Annotated in this window: 12 protein-coding genes, 1 tRNA gene and 1 pseudogene; 7 read left to right on the top strand and 7 right to left on the bottom strand. The window is 64.8% G+C overall.

Going from position 1 to position 17,366, the window contains the following annotated elements:
• Positions 1-105: 105 nt before the first annotated feature.
• The 4 genes from N2K98_RS02880 (at position 106) to N2K98_RS02865 (ending at position 4,648) form a co-directional block, all read left to right on the top strand.
• Positions 106-468 carry a DUF6507 family protein gene (locus N2K98_RS02880; protein ID WP_255798261.1) on the top strand — a complete coding sequence of 121 codons (363 nt, stop codon included), beginning with the start codon at positions 106-108 and terminating at the stop codon, positions 466-468.
• Positions 465-2,267 (top strand): alpha/beta hydrolase, encoded by a 1,803-nt coding sequence (locus N2K98_RS02875; RefSeq protein WP_255865931.1) that lies wholly within the window; start codon positions 465-467, stop codon positions 2,265-2,267. Before N2K98_RS02880 ends, N2K98_RS02875 begins: the two co-directional genes overlap by 4 nt.
• Positions 2,264-2,851 (top strand): hypothetical protein, encoded by a 588-nt coding sequence (locus tag N2K98_RS02870; protein ID WP_255869475.1) that lies wholly within the window; start codon positions 2,264-2,266, stop codon positions 2,849-2,851. Before N2K98_RS02875 ends, N2K98_RS02870 begins: the two co-directional genes overlap by 4 nt.
• A 243-nt stretch (positions 2,852-3,094) precedes the next feature.
• Positions 3,095-4,648: an alpha/beta hydrolase family protein gene (locus tag N2K98_RS02865; RefSeq protein WP_255865929.1), complete on the top strand. Its 1,554-nt coding sequence runs from the start codon at positions 3,095-3,097 to the stop codon at positions 4,646-4,648.
• A 64-nt stretch (positions 4,649-4,712) separates the two neighbouring features.
• Here N2K98_RS02865 and N2K98_RS02860 read toward each other — a convergent pair whose 3' ends face one another.
• The 5 genes from N2K98_RS02860 to N2K98_RS02840 all read right to left on the bottom strand — a co-directional run bounded on the left by N2K98_RS02860 (position 4,713) and on the right by N2K98_RS02840 (position 11,860).
• A complete protein-coding gene (locus N2K98_RS02860; RefSeq protein WP_255798257.1) occupies positions 4,713-6,119 on the bottom strand; it encodes a sugar porter family MFS transporter in 1,407 nt (468 codons plus the stop codon).
• 78 nt (positions 6,120-6,197) lie between these two features.
• Positions 6,198-7,100, bottom strand: a complete 903-nt coding sequence (gene sucD / locus N2K98_RS02855; RefSeq protein WP_227905829.1) for a succinate--CoA ligase subunit alpha — start codon at positions 7,098-7,100, stop codon at positions 6,198-6,200.
• A 36-nt stretch (positions 7,101-7,136) separates the two neighbouring features.
• Positions 7,137-8,306 (bottom strand): ADP-forming succinate--CoA ligase subunit beta, encoded by a 1,170-nt coding sequence (gene sucC / locus N2K98_RS02850; RefSeq protein WP_255865928.1) that lies wholly within the window; start codon positions 8,304-8,306, stop codon positions 7,137-7,139.
• A 203-nt stretch (positions 8,307-8,509) separates the two neighbouring features.
• On the bottom strand, positions 8,510-10,960 hold the full coding sequence (gene pcrA / locus N2K98_RS02845) for a DNA helicase PcrA (protein WP_255798255.1): 2,451 nt from the start codon (positions 10,958-10,960) through the stop codon (positions 8,510-8,512).
• A gap of 96 nt (positions 10,961-11,056) precedes the next feature.
• The gene (locus N2K98_RS02840; RefSeq protein WP_255798254.1) at positions 11,057-11,860 is read right to left on the bottom strand and encodes an inositol monophosphatase family protein; all 804 of its coding nucleotides are present in this window, start codon (positions 11,858-11,860) and stop codon (positions 11,057-11,059) included.
• A gap of 91 nt (positions 11,861-11,951) precedes the next feature.
• Here N2K98_RS02840 and N2K98_RS02835 point away from each other — a divergent pair, with 91 nt between their 5' ends.
• Positions 11,952-12,584 carry a hypothetical protein gene (locus N2K98_RS02835; RefSeq protein ID WP_255798253.1) on the top strand — a complete coding sequence of 211 codons (633 nt, stop codon included), beginning with the start codon at positions 11,952-11,954 and terminating at the stop codon, positions 12,582-12,584.
• Positions 12,585-12,605: 21 nt separating this feature from the next.
• On the opposite strand, the pseudogene N2K98_RS02830 reads toward N2K98_RS02835, so the two are convergent.
• Positions 12,606-14,567 (bottom strand): annotated as a pseudogene (locus N2K98_RS02830) (MMPL family transporter); the annotation flags it as partial.
• A gap of 86 nt (positions 14,568-14,653) precedes the next feature.
• On the opposite strand from N2K98_RS02830, the gene N2K98_RS02825 reads away from it, so the two are divergent.
• Both N2K98_RS02825 and N2K98_RS02820 read left to right on the top strand, forming a co-directional pair.
• Entirely contained in the window at positions 14,654-15,187 is a 534-nt protein-coding gene (locus N2K98_RS02825; protein ID WP_255865927.1) for a MarR family winged helix-turn-helix transcriptional regulator, read from the top strand.
• Positions 15,188-15,219: 32 nt separating this feature from the next.
• Positions 15,220-15,293 (top strand) — tRNA-Arg (locus N2K98_RS02820).
• 38 nt (positions 15,294-15,331) lie between these two features.
• Here the strand turns inward: N2K98_RS02820 and N2K98_RS02815 are convergent.
• Complete coding sequence (locus N2K98_RS02815) at positions 15,332-17,215, bottom strand: ABC transporter ATP-binding protein (RefSeq protein WP_255865926.1); 1,884 nt, start codon at positions 17,213-17,215, stop codon at positions 15,332-15,334.
• Positions 17,216-17,366: the final 151 nt, after the last annotated feature.

The raw sequence follows: 17,366 nt of genomic DNA, 5'->3' as shown, positions 1-17,366 counted from the left end.
GACCTTCCTGTATTTTGCATTGTCCTAGCATGGGCAGAACTACCCATGTCCATCGGTAGCGGATTCTGTATTCTCACTGAAATCACTTCAAATGCGGGGGAAACCATGAGAATCGATATTCGTGTACCGGAGGTCCGGAGCCTGCTCGGCGACACCGGTGCGGATTTGGAAGACTTGGAAACCGAACGGACCCGGTTAACGGATGCTGCATCCCGCCTGCAGGAGGCGCTCACCGGCTGCACAGGCCTGGATACCGGGATTTCACGGGTCCATGAGGAGGTTTTCCGTCCGGATGCAACCGACATCATGATTCGATGCAACAACGCGGTCCAAGGCACCGGACAAGCGGTGTCCGCCTATCTTGCCGGTGACACGGAGATGGTCCAGAACGCCCAATCTGCTGCGGCCTCAGGCGAATTCCCAACGCAGACCCAGTACGGCGTCCGCCATGCGCAGGCCGTCGCATGATCCGCGCACTGTCTGTCGATACGCTCATGCTGCGCAACCTGCCGCCCGCGGAACCAATTCAGGACGCTGCGGCGGAATTGCTGTCCTCGGCAACCCAATTCAGCGAAGCGATCACCTCCGTGCGCAACAAATGGTCCGCATTGGATGGGTTGTACTCGGCACCCGAACGGGAACAGGTCCTCCAAGCGATGGACACACCGTCCCAGCAATCTGGCGAGCATCTGGAAAATGTATCGACTGCTGCCAAGGCGTTGAATGTATTGGCAGCCGAACTGGCAGATATCGATACCGCGCGCATTGCCGTCGAGGATGAGGCCGAGGCTGAGGACGCGAGGCTCCGCCCGGAAGTCGAAGAAATCCATAATGATAACCCGGACCGTGCCCACGCTATGTGGGATGACGCACGAGCTGCATTGCAGGCCAAGATAACGCAGCTTGAACATCGCTACGAGGCTGCCCGGGCCACGTGTGAGGCTGCGCTCGGTGATATCGTCCGCGTGTCCTCCCACGTCGTCTCAACCTACGACTCACCGTACATGGATCTGGAGTCCGAGGGCGCCGCGGATCTGACCGCTTCCTTCGCGAACGCCACCAAACCGGACGCAACTGACGAGGATGTTGCCGCGTTCTACCGGTTGCTCGGGGAAATGGGTCCCGCACAGCTCGCGGCCTTCGCTGCAGCCGTGCCCGCGGCCTCGCTGTTCGTGAAGGGCATGGGCGCCTATCAGGAAGCCTCATTCTGGAAGTCCCTGACACCCGCCCAACGTGACGGTCTGGCTAAGTCCATGCCAGGTTTGGTGGGCAATTTGGAGGGCGCTCCATACGCGGTCCGGGACCAGGCTAACCGGAAGGTCCTGGAGGAGGTCCTTTTACCCGGTCACGATGCAACGGAAGAGCAACGGGAGGCCTATCGCTCTATCTGGAACGCACTGGGTGGCGACGCGCAGGAGGCGGAAAAGGAAGACGGTAAACCTCACAAAATGCTGATTTCCTTTGAGCCGGGCCATGATCATCCGCTTGCTGCAATAGCCGTCGGAGACCTGGATGAGGCCAGCAACACCACTTATTTGGTTCCGGGGATGGATAACTATTCAACAGGTATGGGATCCCTAGTCAACGACGCGGGCTTGTTGTTGAAAGAGCAACAGCTGGCTAAGCCGGGGACTACCAGTGCGGTTGTGGCCTACATGGGGTACGAGACCCCCGGCCTTACTGATGTCGTCGACGACAGCCATGCTGACCGCGGAGCCCCGGATTTCGCGAATGCCCTGGATGGCCTTCACCTCACGCGGACCGCTGACGGGCTTCCCGCACCCGTTGTGAATGTACTGGCTCACTCCTATGGGACGACCATGACGACCAAAGCGCTAGGCATAACCCTGTATCCAATCAACTCGGCGGTTTTCATTGGATCAGCCGGGGTCGAGGAACACGTCACGGCCGAGGATCTGAACGTGGACCGCGGCGCGGATGGCCGCCGAGATATTTACGTGAGCACGGCGGAAGCAGACGAGTTGGCCACCTTCGGTATCGACGCAACTGAATTTATTGCCTACTACAACTCTGGCCAAGGCCTCGACACATTGGACGAAATCCGGGTCGATCCTACGGACGAAGAGTGGGGAGGAAAAGGCTTCACTTCGGACGGTTTCATCACATCAGACGGCGAGGTGTTGTTGCCCACGGAAGAGCATCACCTCTCTGAATACCTCAAGGAGGATTCCAGTAGCCTTCGGGGTATTGTCCTGGCTACTACCGGCGATGGTTGGCAGCTTGTAAACGAGAGCGACGGGCAGTGAACCGAAACCGGCGTAATGGCACGGCATTGATTTGTATTTTCTTAGCGGCCGGACTCGCCGCCTGCACCGAAGGAACTTCTGATATGGAACCACAAGTGAACAGCAGCCAGGCGGCCGTCCTCGATACCAATCGGACCTCGCGCGAGATCTTCGATGACTTCATGGCAACTTCGGACGCAGCCATCCAAGCCACTGGAGCCCTGGAAGGATGGCGATTTACAGATGAAGCACCGTGGTCGCCGGTGCACGAACAGCCAATCCTCGCAGAGACATGTGGAGAAGGGGATAACACTACCGGCCCGTGGCACTTTGAGCATGTGCTGCTGGGTGAGCCCGCTGAGAATCCGGAGGCCGACAGGGACCAAATGCGCCGGTATCTGGAGAGCCAGGGCATGGAAATAACTGCTCAATTCCAACCAGAACCGCACGAACCAGCGCATGCTCCGTGGACGGTCTCTGGAAAATCCCCGGACGGAGTGAAAATCAAATATTCAAGCAATCATTTGGGACGGGGATTTATTGTCACGAGTGAGTGTTCCAGCCATCCGTCGATGCAGGAAGTAGTCTCACCCACCACGCCGTAAACGCCGGCTGTGGCCGGTGTTTCTCATATGCGGGGCTAACCGCATGCTCCGCGGACCGGGGGAATACACAACCGGAACCCGCTCTTATCCCTGCCCCAGTGCCGGCGCAATAGCTAGCCGTGAAACTCGTCCGCCGATGTCTGGATTCCCCCAGTTCCTTGCACCCCCGCGATTCTCCTCATAGTCTGCGGAAAGTTACCGCCCGGTAACCACTCGCGCTTTCCCGCAGACAATGAGGTCACCATGAGGAAACATCTGGGCATCTTGGCGGTGTCCGCCGCGCTTTTGGGTTCATCCCTGGCCGCGGCGCCCGCCGTCGCAGCACCGACTGTCGCTGCACCCGCACCTGCCAGCCGCACCGACGTCGTTATCACCAGCTTTGACGGCACCCCCATCCACACGAACTTCTTCCCCGCCACCGGTCTTGCGGCCGGACAACAGGCACCCACTGTGATGGTGGGCCCCGGGTTCGGGCTGCCCGGCGGGCGTATCCCGCTGTCTTCCACCAGCACGCTGATCGGCTCCATCGGTATCGCTCCCCTGCGGGACGCCGGCTACAACGTGGTGACCTGGGACCCCCGCGGCTTCGGGCTCAGCGGCGGCGAGGCCTACGTCAACAATCCCGCCTATGAGGGCAGGGACGGATCCGCGATCATCGACTACATTGCCGCCCAGCCCGAAGCTCAACTGGAGTCCCCCGGCGATCCCCTACTCGGCATGGCAGGGGCGTCCTACGGCGGCGGCATCCAGTTTGTCCTCGCCTCCCAGGACCAGCGCGTGGACGCCATCACCCCGACCATCGCCTGGAATGACCTGACCACCAGCCTGTACAAGGCCGGCTCGTTCAAGACCGGCTGGGGCGCCCTGCTCTGCGCCGAGGGGACGGCGCTGGGACAGCTGGGCTCCCTCGTGGGCAACCAGGGCGCCCTTGCGGCGCCGGTCCGCAAGGCCTGCCAGGAAGGCCTGACCTACCCCAACCAGCTCAGCGCCGAGTCCATTGCATACTTTGAATCGCTGACCCCGGACACCATGTTCACCTCGATTACGGCGCCCACCCTGATCATCCAGGGCACGGCGGATACGCTCTTCACGCTGGATGAGGCCCGACGCAACTATGACCTCATCCGCGGCACCGGAACGCCCACCAAGATGCTGCAGTTCTGCGGCGGCCACGGGCTGTGCAATTCCGCTGCCGGACCGGACCGGATCACCCCCGCAGTGCTGAACTGGTTTGCCCGCTACCTGCGGAACGAACCGGTGGACACCGGCGCGGCCTTCCAGTTCATCGACCAGGCCGGCGTGACCCGCGGAGCGCCGGGCTACCCGCAGGCCACCGGCGCCCTGACCGGCACCGGGAAGGGGTCAATCATCCTCTCCCCCGCCGCCATCAGCGGGGCAGTCGTGGCAGCCGCCGTCGCTCCGGTGGCCGTCAACGTCCCCATCAGCGCCCCCACGGTGACGACGTCCGTGTTCGGCGCACCGCAGCTGACGCTGACCTACCGCGGCTCGGCCCGGCAGGTGAACACCCATGTCTATGCCCAGATCATTGACCGGTCCCGATCCTCCCTCGTGCTGGGCAACCAGGTCACACCGATTCCGCTGATCCTGGACGGGAAGGAACACACCCTGACCATCCCCTTGGAAGAGGTTTCCTACACCGCCGACCCAAATACCCGGCTGGTCCTGCAGGTCACGCCCGCCACCTCCGTCTACGCACTGCCGAAGGCGACGGCGCTGACCAGCTTCACCGCGTCTGTCACGGTTCCAACCGTGGCCGCCTACCCCGCGATCCCCTAGCGTCGAATAACGAAGAAGGGAACCAGCCGCCGGCTGGTTCCCTTCTTCGTGTGCACCCAGGCTCTTACTTCGTACCGACTGCCCGGAGCTGTTCTTCCACCTGTTCCAGGCTCTGCCCCCGGGTCTCCGGAACGAAGCGGCGGACAAACACCAGCGCCAGCAGGCCCAGCACCACGAAGATGAAGAAGGTCTTCGAGATGCCGATGGCGTCCATCAGGATCGGGAAGGAGAAGCCGACGGCGAAGTTGGTCATCCACTGCACGAAGACCGACAGGCCGATGCCCAGGCCGCGGACCTTCAGCGGGAAGATTTCCGAGAGCATCAGCCAGGTCACCGGTGAAACGGCGCCCTGCTGGAACGCCAGGAACGTAACCGTCAGGGCCAGGATGAGGTAACCGCGGACGCTGCCTTCGGTGACGAAGATGGAGACCAGCCCGATCAGCAGCAGCGAAGACCCGGTGCCGATCAGCCCGGTCATCAGCATGTGCCGACGGCGGACGCGGCCCAGCAGCCAGATGCCGACGATAGCCGCTGCCACGGACACCACGCCGTTGGCGATGTTGGCGGTGAGGGCTGCCTCGGTACCGAAACCGGCGTCGGCAAGGATCTGCGTGCCGTAGTACATGATCGCGTTCACGCCGGTGATCTGCTGAACGATGGACAGCCCCATACCGATCAGCAGCACCCGCAGCAGCCAGGGTTCCGCGAAGTCCCGCAGCGTACCTGCCTGTCCTGATTCCTTTTCCGCCAGGCCGCGCACTTCGTTATGTTCGGCCTGCGCGTCCGCCTCGCTGCGGATGCGGCGGAGCGCCGCGAGCGTTTCGGCAAAGCGCCCCTTGGAGGCGAGCCAGCGCGGGCTTTCGGGAACAAACGCGATGCCGATCCACAGGGCAATGGCAGGCAGGGTGGCCACCACCAGCATCCAGCGCCAGACCCCTTGGTCTTCACCCCAGATGTTGCCGATCACCGCGTTGGCAACAAAGGCGACCAGCTGGCCCGTGACAATCATGAGCTGGTCGCGGGTAACCATCTGGCCGCGGCGTTCCGCCGGCGCGAGCTCGGCCAGGAAAACGGGCACCAGCGCCGAAGCACCGCCCACGGCCAGGCCGAGCACAATCCGGGACAGCACCATGACGGCGATCGTTGGTGCCAGGGAGGTGCCGAGGGTTCCAATCAGGAAGACGACGGCGAGTCCCATCAGGATCCGGCGCCGGCCGAACCGATCGGTCAGCTTCCCGGAAATAGCCCCGCCAAACGCCGCGCCGAAGAGCAGGCTGGAGGTGATCAGGCCTTCGGTGAAGGGGGTCAGGCCCAGATCGTCTTCCATGTACGGCAGGGCGCCGTTGATGACACCGGTATCGTAGCCGAACAGGAAACCGCCAAGGGTGACGATCCAGGAGGCACGGCGAAGCGCGCGTCTGTGCGGGGAAGCCTTGGGAGCCCGGTCGGGGCCATTTACTGTGGTGGACATTTGCGACTTTCGTGGCTGGGACGCACAAAACCCCCGTCCAGCGGAGAAATCCGTTGGACGGGGGTGTGCAGGGACGAGCTAGAGGGCTGCGTAGACTTCGCGCAGCAGCGTAGCGGTCTCGGACGGCGTCTTGCCGACCTTCACGCCCGCGGCCTCGAGGGCTTCCTTCTTGGCCTGTGCCGTTCCGGCGGAACCGGAAACGATGGCACCGGCATGACCCATGGTCTTACCTTCGGGAGCCGTGAAGCCCGCCACGTAGCCGACAACCGGCTTCGTGACGTTGGCCTTGATGAACTCAGCGGCACGCTCTTCGGCGTCGCCGCCGATTTCGCCGATCATCACGATGGCCTTGGTTTCGGGATCCGCTTCGAAGGCAGCGAGTGCATCGATGTGGGTGGTGCCGATGACCGGGTCGCCGCCGATGCCGATGGCGGTGGAGAAGCCAAGGTCACGCAGCTCGTACATCATCTGGTAGGTCAGGGTGCCGGACTTGGAGACCAGGCCGATGGGGCCCTTGCCGGTGATGTTGGCGGGCGTGATGCCGACCAGTGCTTCACCCGGGGTGATGATGCCGGGGCAGTTCGGGCCGATGATGCGGGTGACCTGGTTGCCGTCGGCGTCCACCTTGGACTGGGCGTGGGCCCAGAACTCGGCGGAATCCTGTACCGGAACGCCTTCGGTGATGACGACGACGAGGCCGATGCCGGCGTCGATCGCTTCCATTACGGCGTCCTTGGTGAAGGCCGGCGGTACGAAGACGATGGAGACATCGGCGTCGGTCTTGTCGATGGCCTCGGCAACGGTGCCGAAGACAGGCAGTTCAACGTCGCCGTGGGTGACGGTGGTGCCGGCCTTGCGGGCGTTCACGCCGCCGACAACCTGGGTGCCGGCCTTGAGCATCAGGGCGGTGTGCTTGGTGCCTTCGCCGCCGGTGATGCCCTGAACGATGACCTTGGAGTCCTTGTTCAAGTAGATAGACATAGGTGGGTTCTCTCTTCTAGGTTTCGACAGGCTCGGTTAGCGAGCAGCGTGAGCGAGCTCGGCGGCCTTGTCGGCGCCTTCGTCCATGGTGGTGGCCAGGGTGACCAGCGGGTGGTTGGCCTCGGCAAGGATGCGGCGGCCTTCCTCGACGTTGTTGCCGTCGAGACGGACGACCAGCGGCTTGTTGGCTTCGTCGCCCAGGATTTCCAGGGCCTTGACGATGCCGTTGGCCACGGCGTCACAGGCGGTGATTCCGCCGAAGACGTTGACGAACACGGACTTGACCTGGGAGTCATTCAGGATGACGTCCAGGCCGGCGGCCATGACGGAGGCGGAGGCGCCGCCGCCGATGTCCAGGAAGTTGGCCGGCTTCACGTTGCCGTGATTTTCGCCGGCGTAGGCGACGACGTCGAGGGTGGACATAACCAGGCCTGCACCGTTGCCGATGATGCCCACTTCGCCGTCCAGCTTGACGTAGTTGAGGTCGTTTTCCTTGGCCTTGGCCTCGAGCGGATCCGCGGCGTCCTTGTCTTCCAGCGCTGCGTGGCCGGGCTGGCGGAAGTCGGCGTTTTCGTCGAGGGAGACCTTGCCGTCGAGGGCCAGGATCTCGCCGTTGCCGGTCTTCACCAGCGGGTTGACCTCAACGAGGGTGGCGTCTTCCTTGGTGAAGACATCCCACAGCTTGATGATGGCGTTCATAACGCCTTCGCGCAGCTCGGGGGCGAACCCGGCGGCGTCGACGATCTCTGCGGCCTTGGCGGAGTCAATGCCGACGGCGGGGTCAACGGCAATGCGGGCGAGTGCGTCGGGACGCTCCACGGCCAGCTGCTCGATCTCCATGCCGCCCTCAACCGAGCACATGGCCAGGTAGTTGCGGTTTGCGCGGTCCAGCAGGACCGAGAAGTAGTATTCCTCGGCAATGTCGGCACCCTGGGCAATCATCACCGTGTTAACGGTGTGGCCCTTGATGTCCATGCCGAGGATGTTGGATGCGTGCTCGAAAGCTTCATCGGCGGTCTTGGCAACCTTCACGCCGCCGGCCTTGCCTCGGCCACCAACCTTGACCTGCGCCTTGACGACTACAACGCCGCCGATCTTCTCAGCAGCAGCTTTGGCTTCTTCAGGAGTGTGCGCCACGATTCCGGCGAGCACGGGTACACCGTGCGCCTCAAACATATCGCGCGCCTGATATTCAAACAGGTCCACGGGCTAGTGTCCTTCTACGTCGAAGTAGGGGTTTACATGCGATCTGGCGATCGCCGAGCAGATGCATCCGGCCGGTCTGCCCCATCAGGAACTTTAGTCCCTTAGGGCAGAACGCCGATCCCAGACTACCCCTTTAGTGATAAAGCACACAGTTCTATCGTTTGTAGAAAATGCCCGGTCTGGGTTATGAAAAAACTCCCTGCTCAGCTCTCTTTGGTGAGCGGCGCGTAACGCAGCAGCAGGCGTTTCTCGCCGACGTCGAACTTCACCTTCGCTACCGTCTTATCCCCTGCGCCTTCCACCGCCAGCACCGTGCCGGAGCCGAAGGACGTGTGGTTGACCTTGTCGCCGGCGGCCACGGACACGACTTCCTTCTGCGGCTGCACGCGGCCGATGGCCTTGGCCACCGGTGAATTGGCGGTGCTGCCGCCGGTGCCGCTCGGCGCTCCGGCGCCCCAGGAGGATCCGCCGTAGCGGCTTGAGGTGATACTGCCGCCGCCGCCCCAGGTGGGACGGTCCATGCCCTCGCGCTTCCACTCAATCAGCTCGGCCGGAACTTCGCTGACAAACTGGCTGGCGGGGTTGTACTGGCTCTGGCCCCACATGCTGCGAACCTCGGACCGGGTCAGGTACAGGCGCTGGCGTGCCCGGGTCAGTCCCACATAGGCCAGCCGCCGTTCCTCGGCCAGTTCGGCCGGATCCGTGGCCGAACGCTGGTGCGGGAACAGGCCCTGTTCCATGCCGGTGAGGAAAACGACCGGGAATTCCAGTCCCTTCGCGGTGTGCAGGGTCATCAGGGTCACCACGCCCTGCCGGCGGGATTCCTCGACGGCGGCCGCGACTTCCTCCGCCGAACCGCCGGGGGCATCGGGAATGGAATCGGCGTCCGCCACCAGGGAGACCTGCTCCAGGAACTCGCCGAGGGAACCCTCTGGATTGTCCCGCTCATATTCGCGGACCACGGCGACCAGTTCGGCCAGGTTCTCGACCCGGGATTCGTCCTGCGGGTCATTGCTGGAACGCAGCTGCGCCAGGTAGCCGGTCTGTTCCAGCACGGCTTCCAGGGCTGCGGACGCGCCGGAGCCGCTGGCCACCTCGGCGAGGTCGTCAATCAGCTTGACGAAGCCGTTGATGGAGTTGAGCGAGCGGGTGGCCAGACCCGGAGCCTCCTCGGCACGCCGCAGGGCGGCCATGAAGGAGATCCGTTCACGTTCGGCGAGGGCGGCCACGGAGTACTCGGCGCGGTCGCCGATGCCCCGCTTGGGTTCGTTGAGGATCCGGCGCAGGTTCACGACGTCGTCCGAATTCACCAGCACGCGAAGGTAGGCCAGCGCGTCCTTGATTTCCTTGCGCTCGTAGAACCGCGTGCCGCCGACCACCTTGTAGGGCAGACCCACCCGCACCAGGACGTCTTCCAAGGAACGGGACTGCGCGTTGGTCCGGTAGAAGACGGCGACGTCGCCCGGGCGCAGGTTCTCCTCGTCCTGCAGGCGGTCGATCTCCTCGGCGATGAAACGGGCTTCCTCGTGCTCGTTCTCACCCACGTAGCCGATGATCTTTTCGCCGTCGCCCTCCGCTGTCCACAGCCGCTTCTCTGGGCGGTTGGGATTGCGGGAGATCACCGCGTTGGCGGCGTTGAGGATGGTCTGCGTGGAGCGGTAGTTCTGCTCGAGCAGGATGGTCCGCGCGCTCGGGTAGTCCTTTTCGAAGTCATTGATGTTGCGGACGTCGGCGCCGCGGAAGGCGTAAATGGACTGGTCGGAGTCGCCCACCACGGTGAGTTCGGCCGGCGGCACGTCCAGCGCGTCGTCGTCGCTGCCCACCAGTTCGCGGACCAGGGCGTACTGCGCGTGGTTGGTGTCCTGGTATTCGTCCACCAGGATGTGCCGGAAGCGCCGCCGGTAGTACTCGGCGACACCGGGGAACGCGCGGAACATAAACACGGTCTGCGCAATCAGGTCATCGAAGTCCATGGCGTTGGCCTGGCGCATCCGCTGCGCGTAGCCCTTGTAGACGTCTGCGACGGCCTGCTCGAAGGGATCGGAGTAGTTGGCCGATTCCGCGTAGGACTCTTCGTCGATGAGTTCGTTCTTCAGGGCGGAGATCTTGTTCATGATCGACTTGGGCGTGAAGCGCTTCGGATCCAGATCCAGCCCCTTGGCCACCAGCGTGATCAGGCGCAGCGAGTCCGCCGAGTCGTAAATGGAGAAGTTCGAGTTCATCCCCACGGTCTTGGCTTCCCGGCGCAGGATCCGCACGCAGGAGGAGTGGAAGGTGGAGATCCACATGGTCTTCGCGACGCCGCCCACCAGGTTTTCGATCCGCTCGCGCATTTCGGCGGCGGCCTTGTTGGTGAAGGTGATGGCGAGGATCTGGCCGGGGTTGGACCGGCCGGTGGCGAGCAGGTAGGCGATCCGGTGGCTGAGCACCCGGGTCTTGCCCGAGCCGGCACCGGCCACGATCAGCAGCGGTGAGCCGGCATGCTTCACCGCTTCCTCCTGCTGCGGATTCAGCCCCTGCAGCAGGTCCGCGGCCCGGCTTTCGTCCGCGTAGGAGGAGCCCCTTCGCTCAGTGCCGGAAGGCGGCGCCGTTGCGGCAGGCGCCGGTTCGGCTTTGCGGGGTGCGGGAAAGAGTGGATCAAAGAGATAGTCCATGATGGCTTTAAGTCTAGGCGCTGCGGCTGACATTCCGGTGAGCACCCAAACCGTCCGCTCCCGCGGGGCGGACCGGGACGGACCGGGCCGAACCGGTCAGCCGGAGGTCAGGGCGCCGTGGATCTCGCGGACCGCTGAGGCGGTGCCGGCAATGTGCCAACGGAAGCCATGCACTTCGACGACGGCGGTGCTGCCGCCCGCGGCTCGGACTATGGCCTTGCCCGGCAGCCAGTCCCATTCCGGGCAGCTGTGCTGGAACCAGGCGCCGGACTGGCCGGTGGCCACGCGGGCCAGGTCGCAGGAGCCGGATCCCATCATCCGGATGGTCGCCGCCCGCGAAGCCGCCGCTGTCCATGGACCGGTGACCTCGGGGCGGAGCAGCCAGGTGGGGTGGATGTAGGTTCCCGCGGACAGGCGGTCCAGCGATTCGTCACCGGGTGGAGCAATAACGGATCCGTTGACCGTGGCCGGGAAGCCCTTCCCCCCGATCCACAGTCGGTCTTCCTGCGGCTGGTAGATGGCGCCCAGCAGGACATCCGGGTCTCCGGGAGGTTCGTGCGGACCGGGTTCGTTCCGAAGCGCGATGGCCGAGCACCAGTAGGTGGAGCCGGCGAAGAAGTTGTAGGTTCCGTCCACCGGGTCGATGACCCAGGACCGGCCGGAGGTGCCCTGGTGGCTGGCACCCTCCTCCCCCACAATCCCGTCATCCGGGCGCAGTTGCCGCAGCCGGTTCACCACCAGGGCCTCAGCCTCGCGGTCCGCGGCGGTAACGACGTCGGACACCGAGGTCTTCTCGCTGGCGGTCAGCCCTTCCGAGCGCATGCGCAGGGCAAGCTGCCCGGCCTCCCGCACCAGCTCGGCGGCGAGGTCGAAGTCTTCGGGGGATGCAACGGCACTCATAGCCCCCAGCGTAGCCGCCTGCCGGCGCCCCGGACAGGCGCACACGGGGCGGCTCATCGGGGTGCGGGACCGGTGCGGCCATACTGTACCTATGGGAAAAACCGCCGCGCAGCGCGCCGCCAAACACGGAGTCCAAGCCGGACAAGCCCGCCCGGGCGCCCCGGGAGCAATACCCGCGGGACCGCAGGGTAAGAGCAGCCCGGGTCTGCTTGTGATTGCGGGGGTGGTGGCCACACTGTTCCTGTTCTGGTACCTGCACCTCATGGTGCCGGGCCAGTTGTCCGAACTCGCGGACGGCCTGTCCATGCCCGACTCCATGGTCTTCGGCTACGGCGAAGACCACCTGGCGGCCCTGCGCAGTGCCATGGACGAGGAGGCGCTGGGCCGGCTCAGTTACGTGCACAAGACGGCCGGGACGCTCTTTCCCCTGATCTTCGGCCTGACCTGGCTGCTGATCATCGGGCTGAACACCCAGCGCCGGGCATTGCGCTGGGTGCTCTTCAGTGCGCCGATCCTCTTTGTGGTGGCCGACCTGTGGGAGAACATTGCCATTGACAATGCCCTCGGTGCGGCCGAACTAACGGGCGGAGATGCCGCCCTGGCCGGCACGCTGACCGTCGCCCGCTGGATCCTGCTGGGGCTCAGCCTCGTGGCGTCCGTGGTGTCCGTCTTTACCCGCAGGGTTGGACGGCCACCAGAACTTGTCGCCCAGGACAAAGGTTAGGGCCGGGACCACGACGGTCCGCACCAGCAGCGTGTCAAACAGGACACCGATGGCCACGATGATGCCCACCTGGGTCAGGGTCACCAGCGGCAGGACGCCGAGGACCGCGAAGACGGCCGCCAGCAGGATGCCGGCGCTGGTGATCACGCCGCCGGTGGAGCGCAGGGCCGCCAGCATGCCCTGCTTGGTGCCCATGGTGGCCGCGTTTTCCCGGGCGCGGGTGGTCAGGAAGATGTTGTAGTCCACACCCAGTGCCACCAGGAACAGGAACGAGTAGAGCAGTGTCTGCACGTCCATGGCCGGGAAGTCGAGCACATTCTCGAACAGCAACCAGCTCAGACCGGTTGCGGCCAGGAACGTCAGCAGCACGGAGGCGACCAGCAGCACCGGTGCCACCAGGGAACGCAGCAGGATCATCAGCACAAGGAACACCAGGGCGATCACGGAGGTGCCCACCAGCACGGTGTCGTGCTGGTTCGCAGCCAGCTGGTCCACCCGTTCGGCGGCCTCGCCGCCTACCAGCGCCTCATAGTCCTCACCGGCAAGGTCGTTCCGCAGGTCGGTGATGAAGGTGTTGGCTTCGTCGGTGCCGGCCTCGTACCCGGTGACCAGTTCCACCCGGGTACGTCCGTCATGCTCGGTGCCGGGAGTCGCCGCAGTGACGCCTTCGATGCCGGAGAGCTGCGCGACGGCGTCGTCCGCCGAGTCGGTGTCCACCAGGACGGTGACGGGCGAGGATGAGCCGGCCGGGAAGCCTTCGGACAGGGTCTCCGCAGCTGTGACGGCCTGGGGCTTTTCCCGGAACTGCTCGTTTTCGCTCAGGCCGATCTGCAGGGTGAACAGGGCGCTGCCCAGGGCCAGCAGCACCAGGACGGCGGTGCCGGCAATGGTCTTGGGCCGGCGTGCGGTGGCTTCACCGAGGCGGCCCCAGAACTTGCCTTCCTTGGCCGGGTCCCCCACCTTGGGCACAAAGGGCCAGAACAGTTTGCGGCCCAGCAGCACCAGGGCCACCGGCAGCAGGAACAATGCGCTGAAGATGGCCAGCACAATGCCGATGGCCGCCGAGAAGCCGAGGCCGCGGTAGCTCTGGGTATCGGCGAACAGCAGGGTGAGCAGGGCCAGGATGACGGTGCCGCCGCTGGCAATGATGGCTTCGCGGGTGCGGGTCAGGGCCTTGCGCATGGCCTCGTACACGGAGTCGTGGACGCGCAGTTCCTCCCGGTACCGGGCAATGAGCAGCAGGGCATAGTTGGTGGCTGCACCGAAGACCAGGACGCTGGTAATACCTACGGCGGACGGATCCACGGTAATTCCCGTGGCCGGGGCCAGCAGGTCCACTACCTTTGCGGCCAGCTGTTCGATGGCGCCGACAATCGCCAGCGGCACGATCCAGAGCCACGGCGAACGGTAGGTGATCAGCAGCAGCACGGCGACGACGCCGGCGGTGACGGTCAGCAGCACGAAGTTGGCGCCCGAGAACACGCCGGCCAGGTCAGCACTGAAGGCCGCCCCGCCGGTCAGCTCCGCCTTAACGCCCTCGGGAGCGGCATCGGCAACGGCGGTCCGGAGATCTTCGACCTCCGCAGAGACGGCGTCACCGTCGTCGGCGGCTGCCTGCAGCGTCAGCGGAACAATCGCGACCAGCCGGTTTTCCGAAACCACCGGCGGAACCTGCGGCGGCGGACCCGAGGCCCCGGCCTCCGTAACCGCCGCGTTGATCCCGGCAATGCCGGCAGTGTCCGCGTCCGTCAGCGGACCGCCGTCCTCCCGGGAAACCACCACAATGGCGGAGGATTCCTGCGCGTCGGGGAACTCCTGAAGCAGGTCGGCGACCTGGGCGGACTGGTACTTGTCATTCAGCCCACCCACGTCGGTGGTGTCGCTTTCCTGTGCCGGCAGGGCGAACAGGCCAATGATGACGGCCACCCCGATCAGCAGCGTGATCCACGCCGTCTTGGCGTTCTTCACTATCCCTGCATACATGCGCTTCTCCAAGCCGTCTAAAAAGTATCTCCATTCGAAAGTATCTTAGATATAGAGATACTTCAATTCCCAGTTACTATTGGTTTGTGGAGGACAAAGAGCTACGGCGGGAGATCGTCGACGCAATCCGCGGCATGAGCCTTGACGGCCAGCGTGTCGCGGACGCTTTCGCGCACTCCAACGGCCTGAATGCCACGGACATGCGCGCCCTGGTGCTCATCATGGAGGCGGAGATGCGGCATGAGGCACTAACCGCCGGGCAGCTCAGCGCCAGGCTGGGCACCTCCTCCGGCGCCACCACCGCGGTGATCGACCGGCTGGAGCGCATCGGCCACATCCACCGCAACCGCAGCCATGCGGACAGGCGGAAGGTTACCCTGCACTTCGAGCCCCTGGCCATGCAGCTTGCCGGTGCCTACTTCGGCCCCCTGGGCGCCCTCACCGACGAGGTCATGTCCCGGTACACGGAAACGGAGCTGCGCACCATCCTGGGCTTTATGCAGGCCATCCGTGAGAGCTACGACCGCCATATTAAGGACCGGCAGTCCGACGGCGCCGCGCCCCCCGACAACGACGGCGCTCCGGACGGGTTGCAACCACGCAGCGGGAGAAACGGGTAAGCTGGTACCGCCCGCCGGGAAGTCGGCGGTCCGCCCTCGTAGCTCAGTAGGATAGAGCGGCCCTCTCCTAAAGGGCAGGTCGTCGGTTCGATTCCGGCCGGGGGCACATTTTTCTTTAAGGGGCACCCCTCTTCGCCCGTGGACTTACTCCACTGCCTCCGCTGCCGGCTCAGCGGCGAACTGGGTGTTGTACAGCTCCGCGTAGCGCCCGTCCCGCTCCAGCAGTTCCGCGTGCGTTCCCTGTTCCGCGATCCGACCGCCCTCGATGACCAGGATCCGGTCGGCATTGCGGATGGTGGAGAGCCGGTGGGCAATCACGACGGCGGTCCGCCCCTGCAGCGCCTCACCCAGGGCGGCCTGCACGGCGGCCTCGGACGTGGAATCCAAAGCGGCCGTGGCCTCATCCAGGATCACGATCCGCGGCTGTGCCAGCAGCAGCCGCGCGATGGTCATGCGCTGGCGTTCCCCGCCCGAAAGCCGGTAGCCGCGCTCCCCCACCATGGTCTCCAACCCGTCCGGCAGGGACCGTACCATGTCCTCCAGCCGCGCACGGCGCAGCGCATCCCAGACCTGGTCGTCGCCGGCTTCGGGGTTAGCCAGCAGCAGGTTCGCCCGGATGGTCTCGTGGAACAGGTGCCCGTCCTGGGTCACCATGCCCAGCGCCTGCCGGATGCCAGCAAAACTCAGGTCCCGCACATCGGTGCCGGAGAAGCGCACGGCCCCCGAATCGACGTCGTACAGCCGTGCCAGCAGCTGCGCAATGGTCGACTTGCCCGCTCCCGAAGTCCCAACCAGGGCGACGGTCTGCCCCGGTTCAACGCGGAAGGACACCCCATGCAGGACTTCCTCCCCGCCGCGGGTGTCCAGGACAGCCACCTCTTCCAGCGAGGCGAGGGACACCTTGTCCGCGGTGGGATAGGCGAACCGGACGTCGTCGAACTCCACGCTCAGGGGCCCGGCCGGCACCGGTGCCGGGGATTTTTTCTCACGGATCAAGGGGCGAAGGTCCAGGATTTCGAAGACCCGCTCGAAGCTCACTACCGCGCTCATGATCTCCACCCGGGCGTTGGCCAGGGAGGTCAGCGGCGCATAAAGCCGGGTCAGCAGCAGCGCCAGGGTCACGACGTCGCCCGTGTTCAGGCTGCCCTGGAGCGCCAAGTAACCGCCCAGCCCGTAGACCAAGGCCAGGGCCAGGGCTGACACCAGGGTCAGGGCCGTCACGAAGACGGCCTGCATCATTGCCATCTTCACGCCGATGTCCCGCACCCGGGAGGCGCGGAGGGCGAATTCGCGCGACTCGGCGTCGGGCCGGCCGAACAACTTGACCAGGGTGGCACCGGGTGCGGAGAACCGCTCGGTCATCTGCGTGCCCATGGACGCGTTGTGGTTGGCAGCCTCCCGACGGAGCGCGGCGAGCCGGCCGCCCATCCGCCGTGCCGGCAGCAGGAACACCGGCAGCAGCAACATGGCCAGCACGGTCACCTGCCAGGAAGTTCCGAGCATCACGATCAGGGTCAGCACCAGTGCGACGACGTTGCTCACCACGCCGGAAAGGGTTCCGCTAAAGGCCTGCTGGGCACCGATTACGTCATTGTTGAGCCGGCTGACCAGCGCACCCGTGCGCGTGCGGGTAAAGAAGGCAATGGGCATCTTCTGGACGTGGTCGAACACCGCGGTGCGCAGATCCAGGATGACGCTTTCGCCGATACGCGAGGAAAACCAGCGCGTGGCAAGGGAGACTGCCGCGTCCGCCACGGCGACGGCGGCAATCAGCAGAGCCAACCGGATCACGACGTCCGGCGCGGTGCCGGCCACGATGGAGTTGACCACCTGCCCGGCCAGGACCGGCGTCGCCACGGCCAGGAACGCGCCCACCACGGACAACAGCACGAACCCCAGGAGCCGGGTCCGGTAGGGAGCGGCGAAGCGGACAATCCGCTTCAGTGTTTCCCGCGAAATCTTGCCGTCTACGCCTTTGGCGCGGGAGATCTGCATCAGCGAACCCCACGCTGCGCCTTCCATGCTCATGTCTGTTCCTCCGATATCCGCACGTTCCAGCTTAAGCCCGTCCGGAGGACGTTCCCGGCCGATCGCTAGTGGCTGAAACTGCTGCGGAATCCGCCCCTGAGGGCACAGTGAAACAAGTCACTATTTTGGCTCCGGGCGCTGGTACACTTCG

The organism is Arthrobacter jinronghuae (assembly GCF_025244825.1).
GTDB lineage: Bacteria > Actinomycetota > Actinomycetes > Actinomycetales > Micrococcaceae > Arthrobacter_B > Arthrobacter_B jinronghuae.
This window is presented reverse-complemented; position numbering and strand designations above follow the sequence as displayed.